This window comes from Cribrihabitans pelagius, assembly GCF_048820915.1.
Classification (GTDB): domain Bacteria; phylum Pseudomonadota; class Alphaproteobacteria; order Rhodobacterales; family Rhodobacteraceae; genus Cribrihabitans_A; species Cribrihabitans_A pelagius.
The window spans coordinates 35,603-57,480 of the sequence record NZ_JBMERR010000006.1; the positions used below are offsets into that span (position 1 = coordinate 35,603).

The 21,878-nt window shown below is 64.6% G+C and carries 17 protein-coding genes; 7 read left to right on the plus strand and 10 right to left on the minus strand.

All coding sequences use genetic code 11. The annotated features are described in order from the left end of the window. Positions 1-28: 28 nt before the first annotated feature. Both ACOHX0_RS06850 and ACOHX0_RS06855 read left to right on the plus strand, forming a co-directional pair. Positions 29-1,732, plus strand: coding sequence for a hypothetical protein (locus ACOHX0_RS06850; RefSeq protein ID WP_420675939.1), 1,704 nt, complete (start codon positions 29-31; stop codon positions 1,730-1,732). Next, on the plus strand, positions 1,729-2,373 hold the full coding sequence (locus ACOHX0_RS06855; protein WP_420675940.1) for a DUF3726 domain-containing protein: 645 nt from the start codon (positions 1,729-1,731) through the stop codon (positions 2,371-2,373). The genes ACOHX0_RS06850 and ACOHX0_RS06855 overlap by 4 nt, the downstream gene beginning before the upstream one ends. A gap of 396 nt (positions 2,374-2,769) precedes the next feature. On the opposite strand, the gene ACOHX0_RS06860 is transcribed toward ACOHX0_RS06855, so the two are convergent. After that, a complete protein-coding gene (locus ACOHX0_RS06860; RefSeq protein ID WP_420675941.1) occupies positions 2,770-2,907 on the minus strand; it encodes a hypothetical protein in 138 nt (45 codons plus the stop codon). Between the two features lie 721 nt (positions 2,908-3,628). Further along, a complete protein-coding gene (torT, locus tag ACOHX0_RS06865) occupies positions 3,629-4,681 on the minus strand; it encodes a TMAO reductase system periplasmic protein TorT (RefSeq protein WP_420675942.1) in 1,053 nt (350 codons plus the stop codon). A 92-nt stretch (positions 4,682-4,773) separates the two neighbouring features. On the opposite strand from torT, the gene ACOHX0_RS06870 reads away from it, so the two are divergent. Then, positions 4,774-7,719: a response regulator gene (locus ACOHX0_RS06870; RefSeq protein WP_420675943.1), complete on the plus strand. Its 2,946-nt coding sequence runs from the start codon at positions 4,774-4,776 to the stop codon at positions 7,717-7,719. Here the strand turns inward: ACOHX0_RS06870 and ACOHX0_RS06875 are convergent. After that, positions 7,700-8,392: a response regulator gene (locus ACOHX0_RS06875; RefSeq protein ID WP_420675944.1), complete on the minus strand. Its 693-nt coding sequence runs from the start codon at positions 8,390-8,392 to the stop codon at positions 7,700-7,702. The two genes, ACOHX0_RS06870 and ACOHX0_RS06875, sit on opposite strands and share 20 nt — an antisense overlap. Positions 8,393-8,582: 190 nt before the next feature. On the opposite strand from ACOHX0_RS06875, the gene ACOHX0_RS06880 reads away from it, so the two are divergent. From ACOHX0_RS06880 to ACOHX0_RS06895, 4 genes are all read left to right on the plus strand, one after another. Beyond that, the gene (locus ACOHX0_RS06880; protein ID WP_420675945.1) at positions 8,583-9,527 is read left to right on the plus strand and encodes an ABC transporter substrate-binding protein; all 945 of its coding nucleotides are present in this window, start codon (positions 8,583-8,585) and stop codon (positions 9,525-9,527) included. Between the two features lie 69 nt (positions 9,528-9,596). Beyond that, positions 9,597-10,628, plus strand: coding sequence for a quaternary amine ABC transporter ATP-binding protein (locus ACOHX0_RS06885; protein ID WP_420675946.1), 1,032 nt, complete (start codon positions 9,597-9,599; stop codon positions 10,626-10,628). Continuing rightward, positions 10,625-12,589, plus strand: a complete 1,965-nt coding sequence (locus tag ACOHX0_RS06890; protein ID WP_420675947.1) for an ABC transporter permease — start codon at positions 10,625-10,627, stop codon at positions 12,587-12,589. The genes ACOHX0_RS06885 and ACOHX0_RS06890 overlap by 4 nt, the downstream gene beginning before the upstream one ends. A gap of 4 nt (positions 12,590-12,593) precedes the next feature. Further along, the gene (locus ACOHX0_RS06895) at positions 12,594-13,613 is read left to right on the plus strand and encodes a GlxA family transcriptional regulator (RefSeq protein ID WP_420675948.1); all 1,020 of its coding nucleotides are present in this window, start codon (positions 12,594-12,596) and stop codon (positions 13,611-13,613) included. Between the two features lie 105 nt (positions 13,614-13,718). Here ACOHX0_RS06895 and ACOHX0_RS06900 read toward each other — a convergent pair whose 3' ends face one another. From ACOHX0_RS06900 to ACOHX0_RS06930, 7 genes are all read right to left on the minus strand, one after another. Next, positions 13,719-15,167: an NAD-dependent succinate-semialdehyde dehydrogenase gene (locus ACOHX0_RS06900; protein WP_420675949.1), complete on the minus strand. Its 1,449-nt coding sequence runs from the start codon at positions 15,165-15,167 to the stop codon at positions 13,719-13,721. Between the two features lie 73 nt (positions 15,168-15,240). Then, the gene (locus tag ACOHX0_RS06905; RefSeq protein WP_420675950.1) at positions 15,241-16,911 is read right to left on the minus strand and encodes a BCCT family transporter; all 1,671 of its coding nucleotides are present in this window, start codon (positions 16,909-16,911) and stop codon (positions 15,241-15,243) included. 92 nt (positions 16,912-17,003) lie between these two features. After that, a complete protein-coding gene (locus ACOHX0_RS06910) occupies positions 17,004-18,467 on the minus strand; it encodes an aldehyde dehydrogenase (RefSeq protein ID WP_420675951.1) in 1,464 nt (487 codons plus the stop codon). A 12-nt stretch (positions 18,468-18,479) separates the two neighbouring features. Further along, complete coding sequence (locus ACOHX0_RS06915; RefSeq protein ID WP_420675952.1) at positions 18,480-19,517, minus strand: LLM class flavin-dependent oxidoreductase; 1,038 nt, start codon at positions 19,515-19,517, stop codon at positions 18,480-18,482. Further along, positions 19,514-20,440 (minus strand): flavin reductase, encoded by a 927-nt coding sequence (locus tag ACOHX0_RS06920; protein WP_420675953.1) that lies wholly within the window; start codon positions 20,438-20,440, stop codon positions 19,514-19,516. The genes ACOHX0_RS06915 and ACOHX0_RS06920 overlap by 4 nt, the downstream gene beginning before the upstream one ends. Next, entirely contained in the window at positions 20,437-21,258 is an 822-nt protein-coding gene (locus tag ACOHX0_RS06925; protein WP_420675954.1) for an alpha/beta fold hydrolase, read from the minus strand. The genes ACOHX0_RS06920 and ACOHX0_RS06925 overlap by 4 nt, the downstream gene beginning before the upstream one ends. Continuing rightward, positions 21,230-21,832: an amino acid synthesis family protein gene (locus tag ACOHX0_RS06930; RefSeq protein WP_420675955.1), complete on the minus strand. Its 603-nt coding sequence runs from the start codon at positions 21,830-21,832 to the stop codon at positions 21,230-21,232. The genes ACOHX0_RS06925 and ACOHX0_RS06930 overlap by 29 nt, the downstream gene beginning before the upstream one ends. Positions 21,833-21,878 lie beyond the last annotated feature (46 nt).

Sequence of the window (21,878 nt, forward strand, 5' to 3'; positions counted from 1 at the left end):
CGTGGTATCATGCAAGAGGAGGCGCGTGATGAAATATGATCAGCTCAACCCCGACAGCCTGGCATTGCGCCCCGCCAAAACCGTGATGCGGCTGGCGCGGATGGGGTCGTTCCACCAGTCGCGCCTGTCCTTCATGCGGGTGCTGCTGCGGCGGCTGAAGGCCGAGAACTGGCGCTTCGAGCGCCGCGCCTTCGAGATCGGCGCGCAAGGCGTCGGCCATGCCGTCTACACGATGCACGGACCCGCCCGCAGCTACAGCCTCGTGGCCTTCGCCCACGACCTGCCGCCCGAACAGCGCTCTGACCGGGTGATCGCAACCGCCTGGGACACGACTTTCACCCTGTTCGATGGCTTGCCCACGGCGGCGGACATCGAGCGCCTGTCGCGCAACGTGCCTCTGCAAGAGGCCGGCCGCGTTACCGCCTCGGAGCTGACCGTCTCCCGCGCCAACCGCTCGGTCCGGCTGTTCGGCCAGGTGGTCGACTGCCTCAGCCGGGGCGAGCAGCCCGATGCGGCGGATGTCGACGCCGTGGGCTACCTGATGCGCACAACGGCGGTCTACGGCTCCGGCAAGCTTGGCGCCGCCGACCGCGAGAGCATTGCCGGGCGCCCCGAATTCGCAGCACCGTTCCAGGCCGAGATGCTGACCGTCTTCCTGATCCGGGGCTTCGTTCTGGACCTGGTGGAACACCTCGCTGCGCTTCGGGGCGGCGCCAGGGCGGTGGCACTGGACCCCGCGCTGCGCCGCCGCTTCGGCATCGGCAACTCCACCGGGCTCGGCATGGCGCCTTTCCTGCTGAACCACCCGATCCTTCTCAACAACTGGATCGAGGCGCGGGAGACCGCACTGGCGCGGGTGCGGGCCCTGCCCGCGATCTCGCCCGGAGAGGCCAAGGCGTTCCGGATCATGCTCCGCCGGGGGCGGCGCAACGTTGACGAGTGGCATTCCGAGCACCCGCTCCAGTGCCACAAGATTGCGGAGCTGACGGCCGATCTCGACCGGCTGGAGGCGCATCTGGAAACCGGAGCCCTGGAGGCGCCCTTGCCCTGGGACGCGCTCTACCGCTGGTCAGAGACCGCGCTGAGCCTCGAGGGGCAGGAACTTCTCGTCGCCCTGATGATGGAGCCCTACGACGCGCTGGTCGATGACCTTCCGGCGCGCATGAGCGCGGACGAAGGTGAAGGCTTCCGCATCGACGGCGGCATGACCGTGGCGCGGCTGCGGGAAATCCTCGAAGACACCTACGCTTGGGCCCTCAAAATAAATTGGAGCAGCCCCGGCAGTCAGGCCCGGGTTTGGTATGTCTCGGCGGAAAAGCTCGAGCCGCGTCTCGGCGACCGCCACCTGGAGCCGGTCTCTGCCTACGAGCAGCCGCTGGCGCCCGGGCGCGATGCGGCGCTGCTGTTCGACGCGCTCAAGGAAGCGTCCGCTGAAACCCGGGTTGCCGATTTCCTTCTGCGCCACCCTGAGCACCGTCACATCTTAAGGCGGGTGCAGATTGCCGCCCGGTACCCCTATGCCGAGATCCGCGACAATACGGTCGGCGCCGACGTTCTGCCCATCGACCTGTTGCGCGCAAAGCTGTCCTTCTTCGGCGCCTGCCACTTCGACCCGCGTTCGGACCGCTGGGTGCGGATCAACATGTTCCGCAATGCGCCGTTCCCGCACGAGCTGGCCGGGATGGATTTTGCGGGCTGGACTTATCCTGCCCTGCCAGAGGTGACGCCATGATCTATTCGCTCAACGAGATCGAAGCCCTCGCCCGGAAGGCCGCCCGCGGGGGCGGGATGAGCTGGGGCCTGGCCGAGGAAACCGGCAAAGCCGTGCGCTGGCTCAGCGAAAACGGTCTTCCGGGGCCGCGGCTTCTGGTGGATCTGCTCCGCCTGAATGACGGGACAGCTTATGCCGATCTCGCACCGCGGCAGGCGGACGGGATCTGGCGCGCCCGCAGCGGCCTGCTCTGCCCGATCATCGCCGGTGCCCTGATCTGCGACCGCGCCGATGAGCTGACGGCCGGCGAAGGATTGCGCCTGGGTGAGGTTGCGGTGCCTCTGCTGCTTGCCCCCTTTGCATCCGCGGCCGCCCGGTCCGCGGGAGTGGCCGTCGCGCTCGAATGGCGCGGAGTGTCGCTTCTGCTTGATGGCGGAACGCTAAAGGCCGACGGCAATGAAGCGGCTCTGCTCGCCACGAGAACGGAAACCGCAGGTTTGTTCCAGACAGATGCAGGAGCATCGCGGCCGGTCCGGACCGGCACTGGCCGTCACGTAACCTTCGAAACCCTTAACGCCCTGGAGAGCTTTGCGCTTCGCACCTGCGCTCCGGCGACCGAGGCCAGCCGAGCGGGGGCAGGAGCCAGGCAGGAAACGGACTGAGGACGGCTCTTTTCCGGCGCCGTCCCGCATTGACGCCAGCAGTCAGTCCGAACCGCGCCAAAAAGCAAGCGTGCAAAAGGTCTTTGAGCCGGCGCAGCGAACCCTTAGGCAGTTAAGGCAGAACAGCACGATCGGGGCAGCCTTGCCGGACCTGCGGGCGCCGCGCGCAGACAACGACATGGCGGCCGAACGGTAAATTCGGCCTTCATGCCCTCTTGCGGCAGAGCGGCCCAAGCGGGGCACCCTCAGAGGAGCGAGCCCGGGCCCGTACGGCGGCGCGGGTGAGAGCACTCAGTTGAGGCTGTGTGGAAACTCGCCGTTATCAGCAGCCCAAGTCCCGTTCCCGAGCAGCCGCGGCGTGGATCTCGCAGATGGACGAGCAGGTTAAGCTGTCCCTCAGGACAGGATCGTCTTCATCAGCCCGCGAACACCGGCCAGAGCGATCATTTGCCTCATGTTGCAGGCAAGACGCTTCGATGCCATCACCGTTCGGTCGTTCCGGAACCGCCGCAGCAGGAAGTGCGTCGTTCCCATCCAGGATTTTATCATGCCGAATAGGTGTTCGACCGTACTACGGCGTAGCATCGTTGGATCGTCCCCGCCGCCGAGGCAAGGCCGCATCTGACCTATCAGATGTTCGTGCAGCCAATGCGAGACGCTTCGTTCCTTGCCGGCCGTGCAGCGGCGCTTGACCGGGCAGCCTCCACAGTTTCCCCTCCAGCAGCGCCGGATCAGCCTCGAGATGGGCCAACCGGCTTGCAAACTTGGGCTTTGTGAAGTTCCGGGCACCGGTTTTTGAAAGTGACCGGCCGCCCGGACCAGAGGATCCTCGCAGATCCAGTCTTCAGGCCGTTCCGGCAACAGCGTTGCCTGATCCCGGTCCGCGCCCTCTATAGAGCCTGCCGTGATAATTGTCCGCTGCCCATCTGGAGGTTGCCAAGCCAGGGAGTTTCCACACAGCCTCGGCCCAGAGCGGACCTGCGCCACCTCCAGTGGAGACCGCCGTTCGCTGCGCCCTGTATCAATGCCCGGACTGCTCAGAGCATATCCTTTGGGCGGCACCTCACCACCGCGGTAAAACCGCTGCGGAAAACTCCGGCCCGGATCGGGGGGGTACTTTTGGCGATCCCGTCATTGACGGCCCCCAAAGCGCGGCCGGCCCGATCCGGACACTGGAACCCTGCCGGGGACAACCCGAAGTGACGCCATTGGGGCCTTGCGGTGATCTGGCGTTGCAAATCGACAGACAGGGAACCTACTGCGGCATCCGGAGCTCGAATACAGGCGTGAATGCAGCGGGGGCCAGAGACGATTCAAGGATGTCCGGATCTTTGGACTGCTGGCCGAAGATCAGGATCTCTGGACCTGCATGTGAAAACCGCAGCTGCTTTTCGATTGCGCGCACGGCCATTTCTATCGCCAGGCGGCCCTGCAGCACCGGTAGATCCGTGGGGGTGGCGATGATCCGTTCCCTGAGAACACCGCGGTAGACGGCGTGTGTCATATAGTCTGACACGATTTGAACCCGATCCTGCAAGCCGCGGGCGCGCAGCACCGACACCGCCGCTTCCGCCGCGGGTGCGGAGCCGGCGATGTAATCGAGGTCCGCCACTTCATCCAGCGCTTCCTCGACCAGCCGGACCTGGATTTCCCGGCCGGTGTCGCCGTATTTCGTCACCGCGATCCCGGCGGAGCTGCCGGCCAGCGCGGCTTCAAACCCCTGCTCGACAAACTGCACCCAGCCAGCCTCGGCCGGGCCCGGAAACCAGGCGACCTTTACCGGGGGAGACCCTTCCGGATGCCGCCCGGCTATTATCCGGGCCGCCGAGGCTCCCATTTCCGTCCAGGAGACACCGACTTTGGCCGTGATTCCCGTGTCGGCGATGTCGTTGACCGCGGCGATGACCGGGATGGAGGCTGCAATGCGCTCCACCGTGCTGCTGAGGCCGGCATAAGACACCGTTCCGACCACAAAGGCATCAGCGCCTTCGGCAACGCAGCTTTCGGCCTGCTGGATCTGGCGCTGCAAGTTCGGATAGCCGCCGGCCTCGACCAGCTTGAACGACACGCCCAGCCGGCGCGCCTCCGTCAGCATGCCGTAATTGACGCTCAGCCAATAGGCATCCTTCAGATGCGGGTAGGAAATGCACAGCCGCCAGGGCTGCGCTGCCCTGTCCAGCGGCTGATACTCGACGGTTTCATACCCGCTGCCGTAGTCGAACGGGACCCGGGGCACTTGCAAGCGCCAGGTTTCCGCCGCGGCGCCGGAGCAAAACACCGTCAGAAAAATGAACCAGATGAAGCGCATGCCTTTCCTTTCCTGCTTCCGACGATAGGCCTGCGGCGGCGAACAGGGAAATTCAAAATTGCGAAACCTGCCGCGCCGCGCGAAGGTCGGACATGTTCAGAAACTTCGGGCTAGGCGGAAAACTGAGCCTGGCGTTCATCGTGATCGCCGGGCTGCCCACCATTGCGGGGGTTTTGGGGGTGATCGAGCTGCGGGCGCTGGCCCGCCGCCAGGCCGAAGTCATCAGTCAGACCATCCCCGCCATCGCCGAGGTGCGCGGCATGGCAGAGGAGAGCACCCGGATCATCGCAATCGCGCCGGAACTCGCAGAGGTGGAAACGCAAGCCGCCCGGGAAAACCGTGCTGTCTTCCTGCGGGACCAGATCGGGGCGCTGACAAGCCGGATCGACACGCTGAACCTCGAAGCGAGCTCGGGAACCGCGCAGTTGCGGGCGACGGTGTCGGATGCCGCCCGGGCGCTGGATGAATTGAACGGGCTGGTTGAAACCCGTATCGCGCTGCATGGCGCCTTCAAGGCGCTCGCCGAACGCAATCTGGCGGCCGCCAATGAACTTCTCGGCATGGCCGATACGCTGGTGGCAAATGCGGAAATGGGCACGACGGCGGTCATCTCCAGCCTTTATGCGCCACCGGAATCCCGCCTGGAGGAAACGGCGCGCACCGATACGCTGGACAAGCTGATCGAAGTAGATCTCTTCCAGCTTGGCCTGATGTTCGAGCTGCGCTCGCAATCCGGTGAAATCGGCCTTCTGATCAACCGTATCGACGAGGCACAGGGCGAAACCGCACTGGGCGAAATCGAGGCTTCTCTGGCCAGCCGTCTTGCGATCGTGTCGCGCAGGGTGAAGGCGATAAGGGATCCGGGGCGGCGCCAGCAAGCGGAAGCCCATGTCGCACAGCTCCGGTCCGTTACCGGCGGAGACCCGGGTCTGTTCGCCCTCAGGAACCGGATCCTGGCAACCACGGCCCGGATCACCGCGCTGAAACTGGAACTTCAGAATACGGCCCTCCGCCTCGGCCGGGAGGCCGCAGCGGTGGCCGATCAGGCGCAGGCAAAGGCGCTCAGCGCGGGCAATCAGGCTGCGGTCGAGATGCGCCGGGCGCAATTGAGAAACGGCATCGCGGCGGTGGCCGGCCTGCTTCTGTCGCTTGCTGTCGTTTGGTTCTTCGTGCGCGGACACGTGACCCGGCGGCTGAACCGGCTGGCCGGAACCATGGCCGCGCTTATGCGCGGCCAGCTGGACCGGGAGGTGCGGCCGAGGGGCCGGGACGAAATCGCCCGGATGGAGGAGGCTGTGGAGGTCTTCCGCCAGCAGGCCATCGAGAAACGCACACTGGAACGACAGCGGGATCTGAACGAGCGGGAATTGCGGGATCACCGGAACAACCTGCAGAACATGGTCGAGGAACAGACCGAGCGGCTGCGCCACGAGGTAAAGGCCCACGAACAGGCACGGCAGAAAGCCGAAGCCGCAGATCTCGCCAAATCCGAATTCCTGGCCATGATGAGCCACGAAATCCGCACGCCGATGAATGGCGTGCTCGGGATGCTGCGCAGCCTTTGCGAAGACGACCTGGCGCCCCGGCAGATGGAGCGCCTGAAGACCGCCCTCGCCTCCGGCCAGAACCTGTTGAAAATTCTGAATGATATCCTGGACTACTCCAAGATCGAAAGCGGCGGCCTGACCCCCGAAAACGAAACCTTCTCCCTGCGCGAACTGGTCACGGGCATTGTCTTTCTCATGCGCCCAAGTGCGGATGAAAAAGGCATCCACCTGTGGCTGGACGCGCCTGACACCCTCCCTGACGCAGTGGTCGGCGACATCGCAAAACTGCGCCAGATCCTGTTCAACCTTCTGTCCAATGCGCTGAAGTTCACGGAGGACGGAGAGGTTATCCTGCGGGTGCGGGCAGCTGAGGCAGGCGCGGGCCGCCATTTGGTTACATTCGAGGTCAGCGACACCGGAAAAGGCGTCTCCGACGAGGCCAAATCCCGGGTCTTCGAAGCGTTCGAGCAGGAGGATTCCGACACCGCGCGCCGTTTTGGCGGCACAGGTTTGGGACTCGCGGTCAGCAAGCGTTTCGCCGAGGCAATCGGCGCGCGCCTGTCGCTGGAAAGCACGCAGAACGTGGGCTCGGTCTTTTCACTTTCTGCCGAACTGAAAGCCGGTGATCCGGAGGATCTGGCACCCCGGGAAAGCGAAACGGCACTAGGCCCGGCGGATGTCAGCCTGTCCATCCTGGTGGTCGAAGACAACGAGATCAACCAGATGGTCGCCCAGGGGTATCTTGAGCGCATGGGGCATGGCTGCGTGTGCGTCTCCAGCGCCGAACGCGCGCTCGAGCTGCTGCCGCAGAGCCAGTTCGATCTTGTTCTGATGGATGTGAACCTGCCGGGGATGAGCGGCACCGAGGCAACCCGCCGGCTTCGGGCGCATGCGGATCCGAAGCTGGCCAATCTGCCGGTGATCGGCATTTCCGCGCATGTGCAGGAGGATCAGATCGAAGCGCATCTGCAAGCTGGCATGAACGGGTTTGTCGCCAAACCGGTCTCGCCGGAACGGCTCGCCAAAGCCCTGGCGAGCGTCTGTGAGGGGCGCTACGGCGAGGTGTATCTGTCGGCGCGCCAAGCTGCCCCGTATGCGCAAACCGCCGCGGATACAACGGGGCGTGCCGCTAGCCTGCGCCGCCTGTTCCGCGGCAATATTCAGGATCTCGGGGAAGCCCAGGCGTTCGAAATCGCCCGGCTGTTTCTCAAGGAGCTGCCGCAGAGCGTTTCCAGGATCGAGGCGGCTCTGGCGGCGCAGGATATGGGCGTTCTGGCCAAAACGGCGCACCGTGCCAAGGGAGCGGCAGGCACTTTTGGCCAGAACGACCTCGCGGGGCTGCTTGCGGAACTGGAACACTGCGCCGCCGGGAACAACCACAGGCGCGCCGGGCAGCTGGTTCAAGACCTGGCAGACCTGGTACCGCGGGTTCTGAGCGAAATTACGGACGTTATGCGCGAATTCGAGGCTGTCAGCGCAAAGGCGCGGTGAAGACATAGCCCTCGCCATGCACCGTTGTAATGATGCGCGGATGCCCGGAGTCCTCCTCCAGCTTGCCGCGCAGCCGCCGTATCAGAACATCCACGGTGCGCGGATTCACCCCGTACTGCCGGTGGGTTACCCGGCTCATCAGCGCATCGCGCGACACTACCTCGCCTGCCCGGCCGACCAGCGCCTCCAGCACTTCGAATTCCGCGCGGGTGAGCGAAACGGTCTCGCCCTCCGCCGTTTGCAGATGCCGCGCAGCCACGTCGAACCGGAACTTCCCGAAATTGTGGATGCGGCGGGACAGCCGCCGGATGTCCTGTGTCCGCCGCAGCAGATTCTTGAGCCGCGCCAGCAGTTCGCGCCGGTTGAAGGGCTTGCAGACATAGTCATCCGCGCCAAGCTCCAGCCCGACGATCCTGTCGATCTGATCATCCCGGCCGGTCACCAGAATGATCCCCATTTCCGACTTTGCCCGCTGTTCACGGGTAATCTGCAGCCCGTCCTTTCCCGGCAGGTTGATGTCGACCAAAAGCAGATCGACCTCCTGCTCCTCCAGGGTTTTCTCCGCCTCTTCCGCAGTCTCGGCCTCCGAGACGCGGTAGCCTTGCGCATTCAGGTAGCTGGCGAGTGTCGCCCGGGTGACCGGCTCATCCTCGATAATCAGAATATGCGCCATGAATGAGGGAACCTCTCGCGGTATTTTCCTGCTGGTTAACAAATTTTAACATAACCGGCCAGCCCATTCATCCCGCCGGGCTGACCTGTTCACATCCGCCTCCTAGCCTCTTTCCCGAAAGCGGCGCTTTCACAGAGCAAAAAAGGGCTCAGGCCATCAGGACCGGGGCTGCGGCAACAGGGAGATAAACATGGACTACCGGCAATACCTACTGGCCAGTGCAGCGGCCATGACATTGGCAACCCCGATGGCGATGGCGGAAGATTCCCCGGACCCCATCATAATCCCGGTCCACAACTGGTCCAGCCAGATCGTGATGAGCCACGTCGTCGGCCAGATCTTCGAGACGATGGGCAACAACGTCGAATATGTCTCCACCGACAGCCAGGCGGTGTACGAGTCCGTACGCCTCGGGGACGTGACGCTGGAACTGGAAGTCTGGGAAGGCGCCTTCGGCAAATCCTTCAACGAAGCCGTGGCCAAGGGCGGCCTGCATGATGCCGGCGGCCATGACGCCATCACCCGCGAAGACTGGTGGTATCCCGCCTGGACCAAGGAAGCCTGCCCCGGCTTGCCCGACTGGGAGGCTTTGAATGACTGCGCCGCCGCCTTTGCCACTCCGGAAACCGGGGACAAGGGCCGTTTCCTTGGCGGGCCGGTCGACTGGCTCAAACATGACGCCGAGCGGGTTGAAGCGCTGGATATGAACTTCACGGTGGTGAACGCAGGCTCTGCTTCCGCGCTCTGGGCCGAAGTGGCGGCGGCAGAGAAGACCAAACGCCCGGTGGTGATCTTCAACTGGACCCCGAATTTTGCCGAAGCTGTCTGGCCGGGCGAGTTCGTCGAGTTTCCCGCCTGGGTGGATGGCTGCGACACCGACCCTGCCGTCGGCCCCAACCCGGATGCCACCTATGACTGCGGCAACCCTTCCAACGGCTACCTCAAGAAAGCCGCCTGGGACGGCATGAAGGACAAATGGCCGGCCGCCTATGAAACCCTCACCGAAATCAGCTTCACCAACCCGCAGATCGCCGAGATGGCGCGGCTGGTCGATGTGGACGAGATGGAGCCCGAAGACGCCGCTGCCGAATGGCTGGAGGCCAACGAGGACGTCTGGAAGCCCTGGACCGAATAATCTCCCGTGTTCTCCAAACTGCCGGGGCGGCACGCTGCCCCGGGCTTTTCCGCCAAAGGAAGTTGACCCATGACCGCCCGCGCCCCCGTCATTTCGTGCAAGAACGTCTGGAAACTGTTCGGAGCCCATCCGGAACAGTACCTGAAGTCGCTGACCGGAAATCCGGGCTTCGAGGAAATCCGCCAGGCGGGCTACATCGCCGCTGTGCGCGACGTCTCCCTGGACATCGCCAAGGGGGAAATGCTGGTGATCATGGGGCTGTCGGGCTCCGGCAAATCGACCTTCGTGCGCTGCCTGTCGCGGCTCATCGACATCACCGGCGGCGAGGTCCGGGTCGAGGGCCAGGACATTGGCGCCATGTCCGAGAAGGAGCTGATCGCCCTGCGCCGCAACAAGATGGGCATGGTCTTCCAGAGCTTTGGCCTGCTGCCGCACCGCACCGTGCTGGACAACGTCGCCTTCCCGCTGGAGATGCGCGGCCAGGACCGCCACGCGCGCCGCGCCCGGGCGCTGGAAGTGATCGAACTGGTTGGCCTGTCCGGGCGCGAGGACTACTTCCCGCGTGAACTTTCGGGCGGCCAGCAGCAGCGCGTCGGTATCGCCCGCAGCCTGGCGATCGAGCCCGACATCTGGTTCCTGGACGAGCCCTTCTCGGCGCTCGATCCATTGATCCGCCGCGAGATGCAGGATGAGTTCCTGCGCCTGCAGGCGATGCTGGGCAAGACCATCGTCTTCATCACCCACGACTTCGACGAAGCGCTGCGCCTCGCCGACCGCATCGCCATCATGAAGGACGGCATGGTCGAGCAATGCGACACCCCCGATCAGATCGTGCTGAACCCCGCCACCGGATATGTCGCCAAGTTCACCGAGGAAATCGAGAAGTCCCGCGTCGTTCATGCCGGAGTGCTGGCGCACGGGGTGAACGGCCACACACTGACCGGCAGCCCGGTCGGAGAGAAGCAGACCATCTCGGAACTGGCCCGCCTGCTGGTTAATGACAACCGGGAATTCCTGCCGGTCGCCAATGCCTCCGGCACCCTCACGGGCGCCTTGAACCGGCAGGAAGCGCTCGATGTGCTACTGGGAGAGGCGTCATGACCGACCAGACAATGACATTTGCCGGAAGATCCCGGAACTGGACACGCGCCAAGACCGGGTGGGCGATCTTCGCCGCGGCCTGCCTGCTGGCCGCAGGCAACTCCGTGCTGCCAGCCGGGCTGGTACGCCCGCCGGAATGGCTGATCCTGCCCTTTGCCGACTGGATCAACGCGATTTTTGCCTTCGTCCGCGATGACCTGGGCCTTCTGTACCTGACCCGTGCCTTTGCCGGCGGGGTGGAATGGCTGCTCGATGTGACCGCGAACCTGCTTTATGGCAAGAACCGCTGGCCCCGCGTCGGCCCGATCCCGTGGACCGTGATTGCCAGCATTGGATTTGTCACCGGCTACGCCTTGCAAGGCTGGCGGCTGTCGCTGCTGACCGGCGGCACCTTTGTCTGGATCGCCGTCATGGGGCAGTGGAAATGGGCGATGGAGACGCTTTCGGTCATCGTCGTCGCCGCGCCCTTCTCGATCCTGTTCGGCCTGGTCATGGGCATCCTCGCCTGGCGCTCGAAGACCTTTGAGAAGATCCTGAACCCGATCCTCAACATCGCGCAGAGCCTGCCGCATTTCGCCTATATGATTCCGGTGGTCGTCTTCATCGGCGTCGGCCCGAAGGCAGGCGCCATCGTCACCATCATCTTCTCGGTGCCGCCGATGATCCGCATGTCATTGCTGGGCCTGCGCAAGGTCCCGCACGAGGTGATCGAAAGCGGCCACATGTGCGGCTCCACCCGCTGGCAGCTTTTGCGCCATGTGCGCATACCCACCGCCCGGACCGAGATCCTGGTCGGCGTGAACCAGGTCATCATGCAATGCCTTGCCATGGTGGTTCTGGCCAGCTTCATCGGCATGCCCGGCCTCGGCCAGAAGCTGCTGCAGCTGCTGCAGGCGCTGAAGATCGGCCGCTCGGCCGAGATCGGCATCACCATCGTGCTGCTGGCGGTCATGCTCGACCGCTGCACCAAAGCCTGGGCCACGAAACAGCCCGGGCATTATGAGAAGGGCACCAGCTTTGCGGTCCGCAACAAGTTCCTGCTGCTCGCCATCGGCCTGTCCGCGGCCTGCTGGCTGCTGGCGCAGTTCCTCCCGCTGATGGACCAGATCGGCCGCCGCGACGCCTTCACCATCTCCAAGCCGATTGACGCGGTTGCCGACTGGTTCATTGTGCTGATCGACCCGGTCACCCAATGGCTGCGCTGGTTCCTGATCACCTGGGTGCTGATCCCGATCCGCGATGCCTTCCTGTGGATGCCCTATGCCGCGGTGCTGGCGCTTCTGGCGGCCGCTGGCTGGGCCATCGGGGGGATACGTTCGGCACTGGTGTGCCCCGCCTTCTTTGGCCTCATCGCCATGTCCGGCTGGTGGGACCGCGCGATGATCACTGTCTATACCGTCGTGGTCGCCGTCTCGATTGCTGCCGTGCTGGGCTTTCCGCTGGGCATCTGGGGATCGTTTCAGGAGAAACGGGCCGCCTTGGCGCTGCTGATCTGCGACACACTGCAAACCTTTCCCAGCTTCATCTATCTGATCCCGGTGGTGATGCTGTTCGGAGTGAATGACGTGGCGGTGATCGGTGCTGTTGTCCTCTTCGCCGCCGTGCCGCTGGTGCGCTACACCATCGAAGGATTGCGCCAAGTGCCCGAAACCCTGATCGAGGCCGCGGACATGTCCGGCGCCACCCGGCTGCAGACCCTGTGGAAGGTCCGCCTGCCGATGGCGCTGCCCACCATCATGGTCGGAGTGAACCAATCGGTGATGTTCTCGCTGTTCATGGTGATCATCGCCGCCTTCATCGGCACCCAGGACCTGGGCCAGGAGATGCAGCGCGCGCTGTCCTCCACCGATGTCGGCAAGGGGCTGGTGCTGGGTCTTGCCGTTGCCTTCATGGGTCTGATGGTGGACCATCTGGTCATCACCTGGGCGCGGGCCAAGAAAGAAGCGCTGGGGCTGGAGTAAGACCATGACCATCCATTCAAACGACTTCGGCCCTGCCCCAATCACCCGCATCGGCTTTCTGCTGTTTCCAGGCTTTCCCATGGCCTGCCTGACCTCGGCAATGGAGCCGCTGCGTGCCGCCAATGAGATCGCCGGGCACCAGGTGTTTTCCTGGTCGCTGGTGACCGAAACCGGCGCGGACGCCGCGGCTTCTGCCGGGGTCTTTTTCCCTGCAGATTGCAGTCTGGCGGACGCCGAAGGCCTCGACTGCCTGTTCCTGCTGTCGGAGCCGGACGCCGGATTTGAGAACCCGGTCTCGGCCCCCGGACGCCTGCGGTACCTCGCCCGGCACGGCGTCGCCCTGGGCGCGGCCGCCGGAGGCATCTTTCCCCTGGCCCGCAGCGGTGCTCTGTCCGGGCGGCGCTGCGCTGTGCATTGGTGCTACCGCAGCGCCTTTGAAGCTGCCTTTCCTGAGTGCACCGCCGTGGACCGGCTGATCGTGCGGGACGGTAATATCCATACGGTCTCCGGCGCCGCTGCCATGTTCGACCTGTCATTGGAGCTGATCGGCAGCACCCTCGGCGAGCCTGTCATGAACGAAGTCGCCTGCCTGTTCCAGCACCCGCTGATCCGCAGCGGCAGCGCCCGCCAGAAAGTCCCCGTGCTGCACAGCGGCCGGACCGTCGACCAGATGCCTCCCGCGGTGAACCGGGCGATGTCGATATTCTCCAGCAACATCGAGATGCCGCTCTGCATACGCGATGTGGCGCGGATGTCCGGCGTGTCGCCGCGCCAGCTGGAACGCAGTTTCCGCGCGGCAACAGGGTCGAGCCCCGGGGAATACTACCGCAGGCAGCGTCTGAAAGCGGCGCGCCAGATGGTGCTGCTATCCTGGGATACCATTTCCAGCATTGCCAACGCGGTTGGGTATGCCAGCTCTTCCACGCTGACGCAGCACTACCGGAAACAATTCGGCATCACCCCCGCCCAGGAGCGCAAGGCCAATCTGACGCATTCAAACAGCCGGATCGCGGAAATCAGGTAGAGGCGGCCCGGGACTATCCGGAAACCGGCAGCTCAAGGCCGGGGAACAGCGCTGTTCCGGTCCGGCCAGCTCGTAAAACTGGCCGGAGGGGTTCCTGCGCTGCCGTCAAACACTCAGGCAGCAATACTTCAGCTCCAGGTAATCCTCTATCCCGTATTTGGAGCCTTCCCGGCCGAGACCGGACTGCTTGATGCCGCCGAACGGTGCGGCTTCGGTGGAGATGAGCCCGGTATTGACCCCGACCATGCCGTACTCCAGCCCTTCCATCACCTGGTAAATCCGGCTCAGATCGCGGCTGTAGAAATACGAAGCCAGTCCAAACTCGGTGTCGTTGGCGGCGGCCAGGACCTCCTCCACCTCCGAAAAGCGGAACACCGCCGCGAGCGGGCCAAATGTCTCTTCGCGCGCCACCGCCATTTCCCCGGTGGCCCCGGCAATCACCGTGGGCTGGAAGAAGGTGCCGCCGCGCTCATGCTCGGCGCCGCCGGTAACGACTTTGCCGCCCTTGGCCTCCGCATCGGCGATGTGATCGCGCAGTTTCGCCACCGCGGCTGCGCTGATCAGCGGGCCGATGGCGGTACCCTCGGCAAAGCCATCGCCCACGGGCAAGGCCGCAACCGCCGCCGAGAGCTTCCCGACAAAAGTGTCATAGACCGCATCCTGCACATAGATCCGGTTGGTGCAGACACAGGTCTGGCCGGCATTGCGGAACTTCGAGAGCATCGCGCCCTCGACCGCCGCATCCAGATCGGCATCGTCAAACACGATGAAGGGCGCGTTGCCGCCCAGTTCCAGCGACAGTTTCTTGATCTGCTCGGCCCCCTGGCGCATCAGGATGCTGCCAACCCGGGTGGAGCCGGTAAAGCTGATCTTGCGCATCGCAGGGTTTTCGCAAAACTCGCGCCCGATGCCCTGGCTGTCGGTCGAGGGCAGCACCGAGAAAACCCCCGCAGGAACGCCCGCCTCTTCCCCCAGTTTCGCGATGGCCAGCGCCGACAGCGGCGTCTCGCTTGCAGGCCGCACCACCATGGCGCAGCCAGCTGCCAGCGCCGGGCCTGCCTTGCGGGTGATCATCGCGTTGGGGAAGTTCCAGGGCGTGATCGCACCAACCACGCCGACCGGCTGTTTCATGACCATTATGCGCTTGTCGCGCTGGTGGCCGGGAATGGTGTCACCGTAGACCCGCTTGGCTTCTTCCGCGAACCACTCGATGAAGCTGGCGCCATAGATGATCTCGCCCCTGGCCTCGGCCAGCGGCTTGCCCATTTCGGCTGTAAGGATGGCCGCCAGATCATCGGCATGGGCCACCGTCAGGTCGAACCACTTGCGCAGCACCGCTGCGCGTTCCTTGCCGGTGCGCTTCGCCCAGTCCTTCTGCGCGGTTTGCGCCGCTGCAATCGCGGCCTTGGCATCTTCGGCCGAACAATCGGACACCTGGGCCAGAACCTCGCCGGTGGAAGGGTTGCATACCGCAAAGCGGGCGGCGCGGCCCTGCCATTCGCCGTTGAGATAGGCTTCGCTCAGCAACAGATCGGGGCGGGAGAGAGAGAGCATTTGCTAAACTCCTGTTCAGTCAGGAAAAGGGCGGGGTTGCCCCCGCCCGGTTTCGGGTTTGTCCGGGGCAGGATCAGGCGTGCAGATCGCCATCCAGTGCGGTGCCGTCCGGCGCGCGCGCAACCGCGCTGGAGACCGCCGCCGGATCCTCCATCAGTGACTTGAGCACGCCCCAGGCCATCAGCACGACCAGAACCGAGATCGGCAGGGCGGCCGCGATGGCCGCGGTCTGCAGCGCCGGCAGCCCTCCGGCCAGCAGCAGCACAGCTGCAACAAGGCCCTGTGCCGCGCCCCAAATCACCCGGTGCACCCTGGGCGGATGCGCGTTCCCCATGGACAGGATCGTCGTTATCACCAGGGTGCCGGAGTCCGAGCTGGTGATGAACCAGGTGGCCAGCAGGAAGGTGGTCAGCGCCGAAATGACCCAGGCCAGGCTGCCGCCATCTGCCAGTCGGTCAATGGTGCCGAACAGGGTGCCGCCCAAATTCCAGCTGTTGACCATGTCAATCAGGCCCGCGGTGCCAACGCCGCCCTCCGCGTTCAGTTCCAGGAACAGCGCGTTGCCGCCGAAGACCGAGATCCAGATAAAGGCCATCGTGCTGGGCACCAGCATAGCGCCGAACATGAACTCGCGGATGGTGCGGCCCTTGGAGATACGGGCAATGAACATGCCGACAAACGGGGCCCAGCTCAGCCACCAGCCCCAGTAGAAGATGGTCCAGCCGCCCTGCCAGGCCACGTCGCCCTGCGCGGATGCGGTCCAGAAGCCCATTGACAGAAACTGGGTCACGTAGTCGCCGGTGGCGTTCAGGAAAAACCCCGCCAGCCATTGCGTTGGCCCTGCAAACACAAAAAACGCAATCAGCGCAACGGTCAGCACGATGTTCCATTCCGAAAGGATCTTGACGCCGCGGCCTATGCCAGAGACTGCCGACAGTGTGGCGACAATCGAGATGGCAATGACCAGAGCAACCTGAGTGCCGGCGCCCGGGTCGATCCCGAACAGCACGTTCATGCCGTGCGCCATCTGGTTCACTCCCAGCCCCATCGACGTGGCAATGCCGAAAACGGTGCCGAACACCGCAAGCAGATCGGCCGCATGGCCTGCCGGGCCGTAAATCCGGTCACCCAGGATCGGGTACAGCGCCGAGCGGAAGGTCAGCGGCAGCTTTTTGCGGAAGGCAAAATAGCCAAGCGCCAGGCCTGTCAGCGTATAGATCGCCCAGCCATGCAGCCCCCAGTGGAAATTTGTCACCCGCACCGCGTCCACGGCGCGCTGCCCGTCCATTTCCGTATGCCCCGCCGCGTCGGCGAACGGGTTGTTGGGATAGCCCCAGCCGGCCGAATTGTCGAAGTAGAACAAAGGCTCGGCAACACCGAAGAACATGATGCCGATCGACACCGATGCCGAGAACAGCATGGCGAACCAGGAAAAGCGGCTGAATTCCGGCCTGCTGTCATCATCGCCCAGGCGGATCGATCCGAACCGGCTGAACATCAGGAACAGGCAGGCAAACAGGATGATGATCACCGAGCTGATGTAGTACCAGCTCAACGCGCCTTCGACCCAGGAGCGGATGCCGCCAAAGATCTTGCCTGCGTACTCCACGTTCAGGACCGTGAATACCACAAACGCTGCAACCATCGCCTTGGAGGCGATGCTCATGCCGTTGTGAAGCCCTTTGAATAGACCGGTGCCCGAGACCAGATGGTCCCCGCCTCCGGGCTTGTAGTCTCTCGCCATGATGTCCTCCCTGTGGCAGTGGCAACGATCGGGGTAACCGGCCGCGGAACCCGCGGCCGGGGGGGGTGAAACGAACTCCGGATAGGATCGGCTTAGCGCATCACGAACGGGTCAGGGATCGGCTCGTCGCTGGTGCGCAGCCAGACCGCCTTCACCTTGGTATAGTCCAGCACCGCCTGCAGCCCGCCCTCGCGGCCGTGGCCGGACAGCCCATGGCCGCCAAAAGGCGCGATGGGGCTGACCGCGCGGTAGGTGTTGACCCAGACAATGCCCGCCCGGATGCCCCGGATCATCCGGTGCGCCCGGGTGAGGTTCTGCGTGAACACTCCCGACGCCAGCCCAAAGGCAGTGTAGTTGGCGATCTCCATCGCCTGCGCTTCGGTCTCGAACTCCGCCACCGACAGGACCGGGCCGAAGAATTCGTTCGACAGGCACGGCGCCTCGGGCGCGTCAGAGCAATCCAGCACCGTGGGCGGGAAGTAGAACCCCTCCCCTTCCGGCACCTTGCCGCCGGTGACCAGCTTGGCGCCCGCTTGAACCGAGGCTTCGATCAGCCGCACCGCGTGATCGCGCTGTTTCAACGTGCACAGAGGCCCCACTTCGGTGGCCATATCCTGCGGCGCGCCGATGACCACCGCTTCTGCCTTTTCCTTCAGCCGGGCGAGGAAGTCCGCCTTGATCCCCTTCTGGATCACCAGCCGGGAGCCCGCGACGCAGCTTTGCCCGGTCGCCGCAAAGATTCCCGACACCTGCGCATTAACCGCGCTTTCCAGGTCGGCGTCGTCAAACACGATGAAAGGCGACTTGCCGCCCAGCTCCAGGGAGGTCGAGGCGAGGTTCTCCGCCGAGTTGCGCACGATGTGGCGCGCGGTCTCCGGCCCGCCAGTGAAGGCGACATGCGCGACCGAGGCGTGTCTGGTCAGCGCCGCCCCCGCCTCCGGCCCGCCGGTGATCACGTTCAGCACGCCGGGCGGCAAGCCCGCCTGATCGAAGATCCGGGCAAATTCCAGCATCGGCGCCGGGCCTTCCTCAGACGCTTTCAAGACCACCGTGCAGCCCGCTGCCAGAGCCGGGGCGATCTTCACAGCGGACAGGAACAGCTGTGAATTCCACGGCACGATGGCGGCGACCACGCCCACCGGCTCGCGGCGCAGCCAGACCTCCATGTCCGGCTTGTCGATCGGCAGATGCGCGCCTTCGATCTTGTCGGCCAGCCCGGCGTAATAGCGGTAGTATTCCGCCACATAGGCGATCTGGGCCGAGGTCTCGCGGATGATCTTGCCGGTGTCGCGGGTCTCTAGCTCCGCCAGCCGCGGGGCGTTCTCCGCCACCAGGTCGGCCAGCCGCATCAACAGCTTGCCGCGCTGGGTGGCACTCATCCCGGCCCATTCAGGCGAGAAGAACGCAGCCTCTGCCGCCGTGACCGCCCGGTCCACATCCGCAACTGAGGCAGCGGGCATCTGCGCCCAAGGATTCCCGGTGGCCGGATCGAGGCTCTCAAACGTAGCGCTCGCGTCCTCAAACGCGCCGCCGATATACTGCTGGAAGGTCTGCATGTTTCGGCTCCCTTACTGAAACGCGGGCATGACTTCAGTGATGAACCGCTCTAGCGAGGCTTTCTTGCGCTCAAAACCCATGCTGCTATCGATCCAGAACGCGTATTCATCGTAACCCAGAGCCTCATATTTCTTCAGCCGCTCGATCACCGCCGCCGGTTCGCCGATCACCAGATCGCGCTCCATGGCTTCAGGGCTGTAGAACGGATGCGCGGCGATTTCCTCGTCGCTCAGCGGCTCGATCAGGCCCTGAGAAACTTCCCGCTTGTTCATGAACCAGGCACCGAAGTAGCAGTAGAACCGGTTCAGCTCCTCCGCCCCGCGTTTCACATCCGCGGCGCTGTCCGCCACATAGGTGTGCTGCAGCAGCATGATCCTGGGGCGCGGCACCTCCGGGTGCTTCTCGCAGGCGGCATTGAACTTGCCCATCAGCTCCTCGATCTCGCCGTCGCCTTTCCACAGCGGCGTGACCTGCACGTTGCAGCCATGGGCCACCGCAAATTCGTGACTGTTGGGATCGCGTGCCGCCACCCAGATCGGCGGGCCGCCGTCCTGCAGCGGCTTGGGCGAGGCGGTGGTTTTGGGGAAGGAATGGAATTCCCCCTCCTGCGCGTAATCGCCCTGCCACAGCCCCTGCACCGCCGGGATCAGCTCGCGCATCCGCTGGCCGGCTTCCCAGGCATCCATGCCGGGCATCAGCCGTTCGTATTCGTAACTGTAGGCGCCCCGCGCGATGCCCAGATCCAGGCGGCCATCGGTGATGATATCGGTCATCGCCGCCTCGCCCGCCAGACGGATCGGATGCCAGAAGGGCGCAATCACCGTGCCCGTGCCCAGACGCACGTTCCTGGTGTGGCGCGCCACGTCAATGAGGTTCAGGAACGGGTTCGGCGCGATGGTGAAATTCATCCCGTGATGCTCACCCGTCCAGACCGCATGCATACCGCCGTCATCGGCGATTTTGCACAGCTGAATGAACTCGTCATAAAGCTGCTTCTGATCCTGATCCGCCGAGATCCGCTCCATATGCGCAAAGAGAGAAAATTTCATGCGCTCTTGCTCCCTGTCCCGACCCGGCGGACCTGGCCGCTGGTCTGGTTTCCATAATACACCCCGAAATTGCCGATCCGGCTTTCGCTGGCAAACCGTTCCAGCATGGTGCAGACCGCCGCGTCGGCGATGTCCATCAGCGTGGTCTGGCTGAGCTGGGTAAAAGCGCCCTTGGCCGGCGTGCCCCCGGCGGATTGGCATAGAAACGAGATATGCTGATGTTCGCGCGCTTCGTCCTCGAACACCGAGTAGATGAACCCCGGCTCCGCCTCGACTCCGGTCTCAGAAATCAGCCGGGCCAGCGCGGCAGAGGCGCCCTCCTTGCCCACCCGGGTTTCCGGCAGGGTCAGCTTGCCCTGATCGTTGCCCAGCAGCAGCACCTTGCCCTCGTGTTCGATCAGGGCCGAGACGATCAGCTTGGCACCCTGGCTGAGGGCTTCCGCTTCGGCAGCGGCGGTCACATAGGCGCCGCGGGCATAGCCCAGACCCGGCGCGGGCGAGGTCTCAAACGCCTTTACCCTGCCGATCAGGATCAGGTGGTCGCCCGCCTCTACCCTCTTGTGCATCGCGCAGTCGAACCAGGCGGAGACACCCTCGAACACCGGGCTGCCCTGCGGACCCTTCTGCCATCTGACTGCAGCAAAGCGGTCCTCGACAGGGCGGGCAAAGGTGTTGGAGACGTCCTTTTGGTCCTCCGCCAGCACGTTGATCGCGAACCCGCCCGACTGTTCGAATGCAGCGTAATTGCTGGAGGAGTTGGCGATGCACACCAGCACCAGCGGCGGGTCCAGCGACACCGAGGTAAAGGAGTTGGCGGTAAAGCCAATTGGATTGCCCTCGGGGTCATGCGCCGTCACCACGGTGACGCCGGTCATGAAGGTGCCAAAGGCGTTGCGCAGCGCGCGCGGGTCGATCCCGGTCATGACGGCTCCTTTTCTGCTGGAGTTTCCTCTGGCGTGTGCAGCCACTCCCGCAGGGCGGCGTTGACCGCGGCGGGGGCAGTCAGGTTGACCATATGCCGGTGGCCTTCGATGACAACCGCCCGGCCTCGCGGCGCTGCCTCCGCCATCATCTGCGCCATGGCGGGCGTCGAATTGGGGTCGCCGTCGCCGGTCAGCGCCAGCAGCGGGCAGCGGATGCCGCCAAACCCCTCCGCATAGGTGCTGTCGCCGCGGGCAAAGGCCGTATAGGCGGCGGCGTAGCCTGCCGGATTTGCCGCCGAGAGCCATTCGGCCACCTGCGCCCGCGCCTGCTGGTCGGCAGCGCTGCCGCCAAACCAGCGGGCCAGCGGCGTTTCCAGATCAAAGCTGCCTGCGCGGATTTCGGCGGCGCGGGCTTCAACCGCCTGCCGCGCCCCGGCGGATCGTTGGAACACCCCGTTCAGCAGCGCCACGCGGGAGACGTTCCCGGGGTGACTGACCGCATAACCGGCGGCAATCAGCGCCCCCATCGAATGTCCGGCCAGCGAGACCGGCCCCAGATCCAGCGCGTGCAGAACCTCATGCAGCCAGGCCACGTAATCCGGCAGTTCGGCGCCTGCCGGCAGCGGCGCACTGCCGCCGTGGCCGGGCATATCCACCGCGATCACCGCATGGGCCGGGGACAGCGCCTCGATCTGCGGCGCCCAGGCCGCCGATTGCATGCCCACCCCGTGGATCAGCACCACCGGGGCGCCCCGCCCTGCCCTTTGGCAGGACACCGGGCCATAGGGCTCAGACAGCTGCAGGGTTGCCGGCGTCATGCCCCAGTTCCTTCAGATCCTGATAACGGTCACCGATGCGGTGGTGAGGGCGCCCGCCGATGGAGGCTCCGAGCGCCACCACGATCTCATCCGGGCCCGGCGCGTCCGCCACCGACAGCTGGATGGTCAGGTAATGGCTGCGCCGGCCGCCGTCGTTCTTGTCCATCAGCGGGATCTGCAAAGGCGCATTGGCCGGTCCGCGGGTGTTGGTGAAGGCCAGATAGGATTTCGCCCCCACCGCCTCGCGGAAGTGGTTGCCGAAGCGCAGCGTGTGGATCAGGGCGGAGGCATGCTCGACCTCGCCATTCACCCCGACGATGGCGGATTTGCCGTAGCCCTCGACCCTGCCGCCGCCGCCGGCCGCCTCCAGGATCATCGCCGTCAGCTTCTCGCCCAGACCCGGCGCGCAGTCGTGGATCGCCGGGCGCAGGTCTTCGACGAACCCCTGCCCCGCCCAGGGGTTTTTGATCACCGCCACCGCGGCAATCATCTTGAGCGTTTTCTCAGCTGCCTTGCCCCCCTCGATCAGGGTCTCTTCGACATGCAGCAGCGTCTTGCGGATTTCAGCGGGCATGAACGCATCTTTCGTATCTGATTCCAGTTGCCATAATATGGTATAC

Excerpts from the sequence above, each read along its gene's own strand:
- ACOHX0_RS06850 (WP_420675939.1), top strand. The coding sequence starts at position 29 with ATGAAATATGATCAGCTCAACCCCGACAGCCTGGCATTGCGCCCCGCC.
- ACOHX0_RS06855 (WP_420675940.1), top strand. The coding sequence starts at position 1,729 with ATGATCTATTCGCTCAACGAGATCGAAGCCCTCGCCCGGAAGGCCGCC.
- ACOHX0_RS06860 (WP_420675941.1), bottom strand. The coding sequence starts at position 2,907 with ATGGGAACGACGCACTTCCTGCTGCGGCGGTTCCGGAACGACCGAACG.
- torT (WP_420675942.1), bottom strand. The coding sequence starts at position 4,681 with ATGCGCTTCATCTGGTTCATTTTTCTGACGGTGTTTTGCTCCGGCGCC.
- ACOHX0_RS06870 (WP_420675943.1), top strand. The coding sequence starts at position 4,774 with ATGTTCAGAAACTTCGGGCTAGGCGGAAAACTGAGCCTGGCGTTCATC.
- ACOHX0_RS06875 (WP_420675944.1), bottom strand. The coding sequence starts at position 8,392 with ATGGCGCATATTCTGATTATCGAGGATGAGCCGGTCACCCGGGCGACA.
- ACOHX0_RS06880 (WP_420675945.1), top strand. The coding sequence starts at position 8,583 with ATGGACTACCGGCAATACCTACTGGCCAGTGCAGCGGCCATGACATTG.
- ACOHX0_RS06885 (WP_420675946.1), top strand. The coding sequence starts at position 9,597 with ATGACCGCCCGCGCCCCCGTCATTTCGTGCAAGAACGTCTGGAAACTG.
- ACOHX0_RS06890 (WP_420675947.1), top strand. The coding sequence starts at position 10,625 with ATGACCGACCAGACAATGACATTTGCCGGAAGATCCCGGAACTGGACA.
- ACOHX0_RS06895 (WP_420675948.1), top strand. The coding sequence starts at position 12,594 with ATGACCATCCATTCAAACGACTTCGGCCCTGCCCCAATCACCCGCATC.
- ACOHX0_RS06900 (WP_420675949.1), bottom strand. The coding sequence starts at position 15,167 with ATGCTCTCTCTCTCCCGCCCCGATCTGTTGCTGAGCGAAGCCTATCTC.
- ACOHX0_RS06905 (WP_420675950.1), bottom strand. The coding sequence starts at position 16,911 with ATGGCGAGAGACTACAAGCCCGGAGGCGGGGACCATCTGGTCTCGGGC.
- ACOHX0_RS06910 (WP_420675951.1), bottom strand. The coding sequence starts at position 18,467 with ATGCAGACCTTCCAGCAGTATATCGGCGGCGCGTTTGAGGACGCGAGC.
- ACOHX0_RS06915 (WP_420675952.1), bottom strand. The coding sequence starts at position 19,517 with ATGAAATTTTCTCTCTTTGCGCATATGGAGCGGATCTCGGCGGATCAG.
- ACOHX0_RS06920 (WP_420675953.1), bottom strand. The coding sequence starts at position 20,440 with ATGACCGGGATCGACCCGCGCGCGCTGCGCAACGCCTTTGGCACCTTC.
- ACOHX0_RS06925 (WP_420675954.1), bottom strand. The coding sequence starts at position 21,258 with ATGACGCCGGCAACCCTGCAGCTGTCTGAGCCCTATGGCCCGGTGTCC.
- ACOHX0_RS06930 (WP_420675955.1), bottom strand. The coding sequence starts at position 21,832 with ATGCCCGCTGAAATCCGCAAGACGCTGCTGCATGTCGAAGAGACCCTG.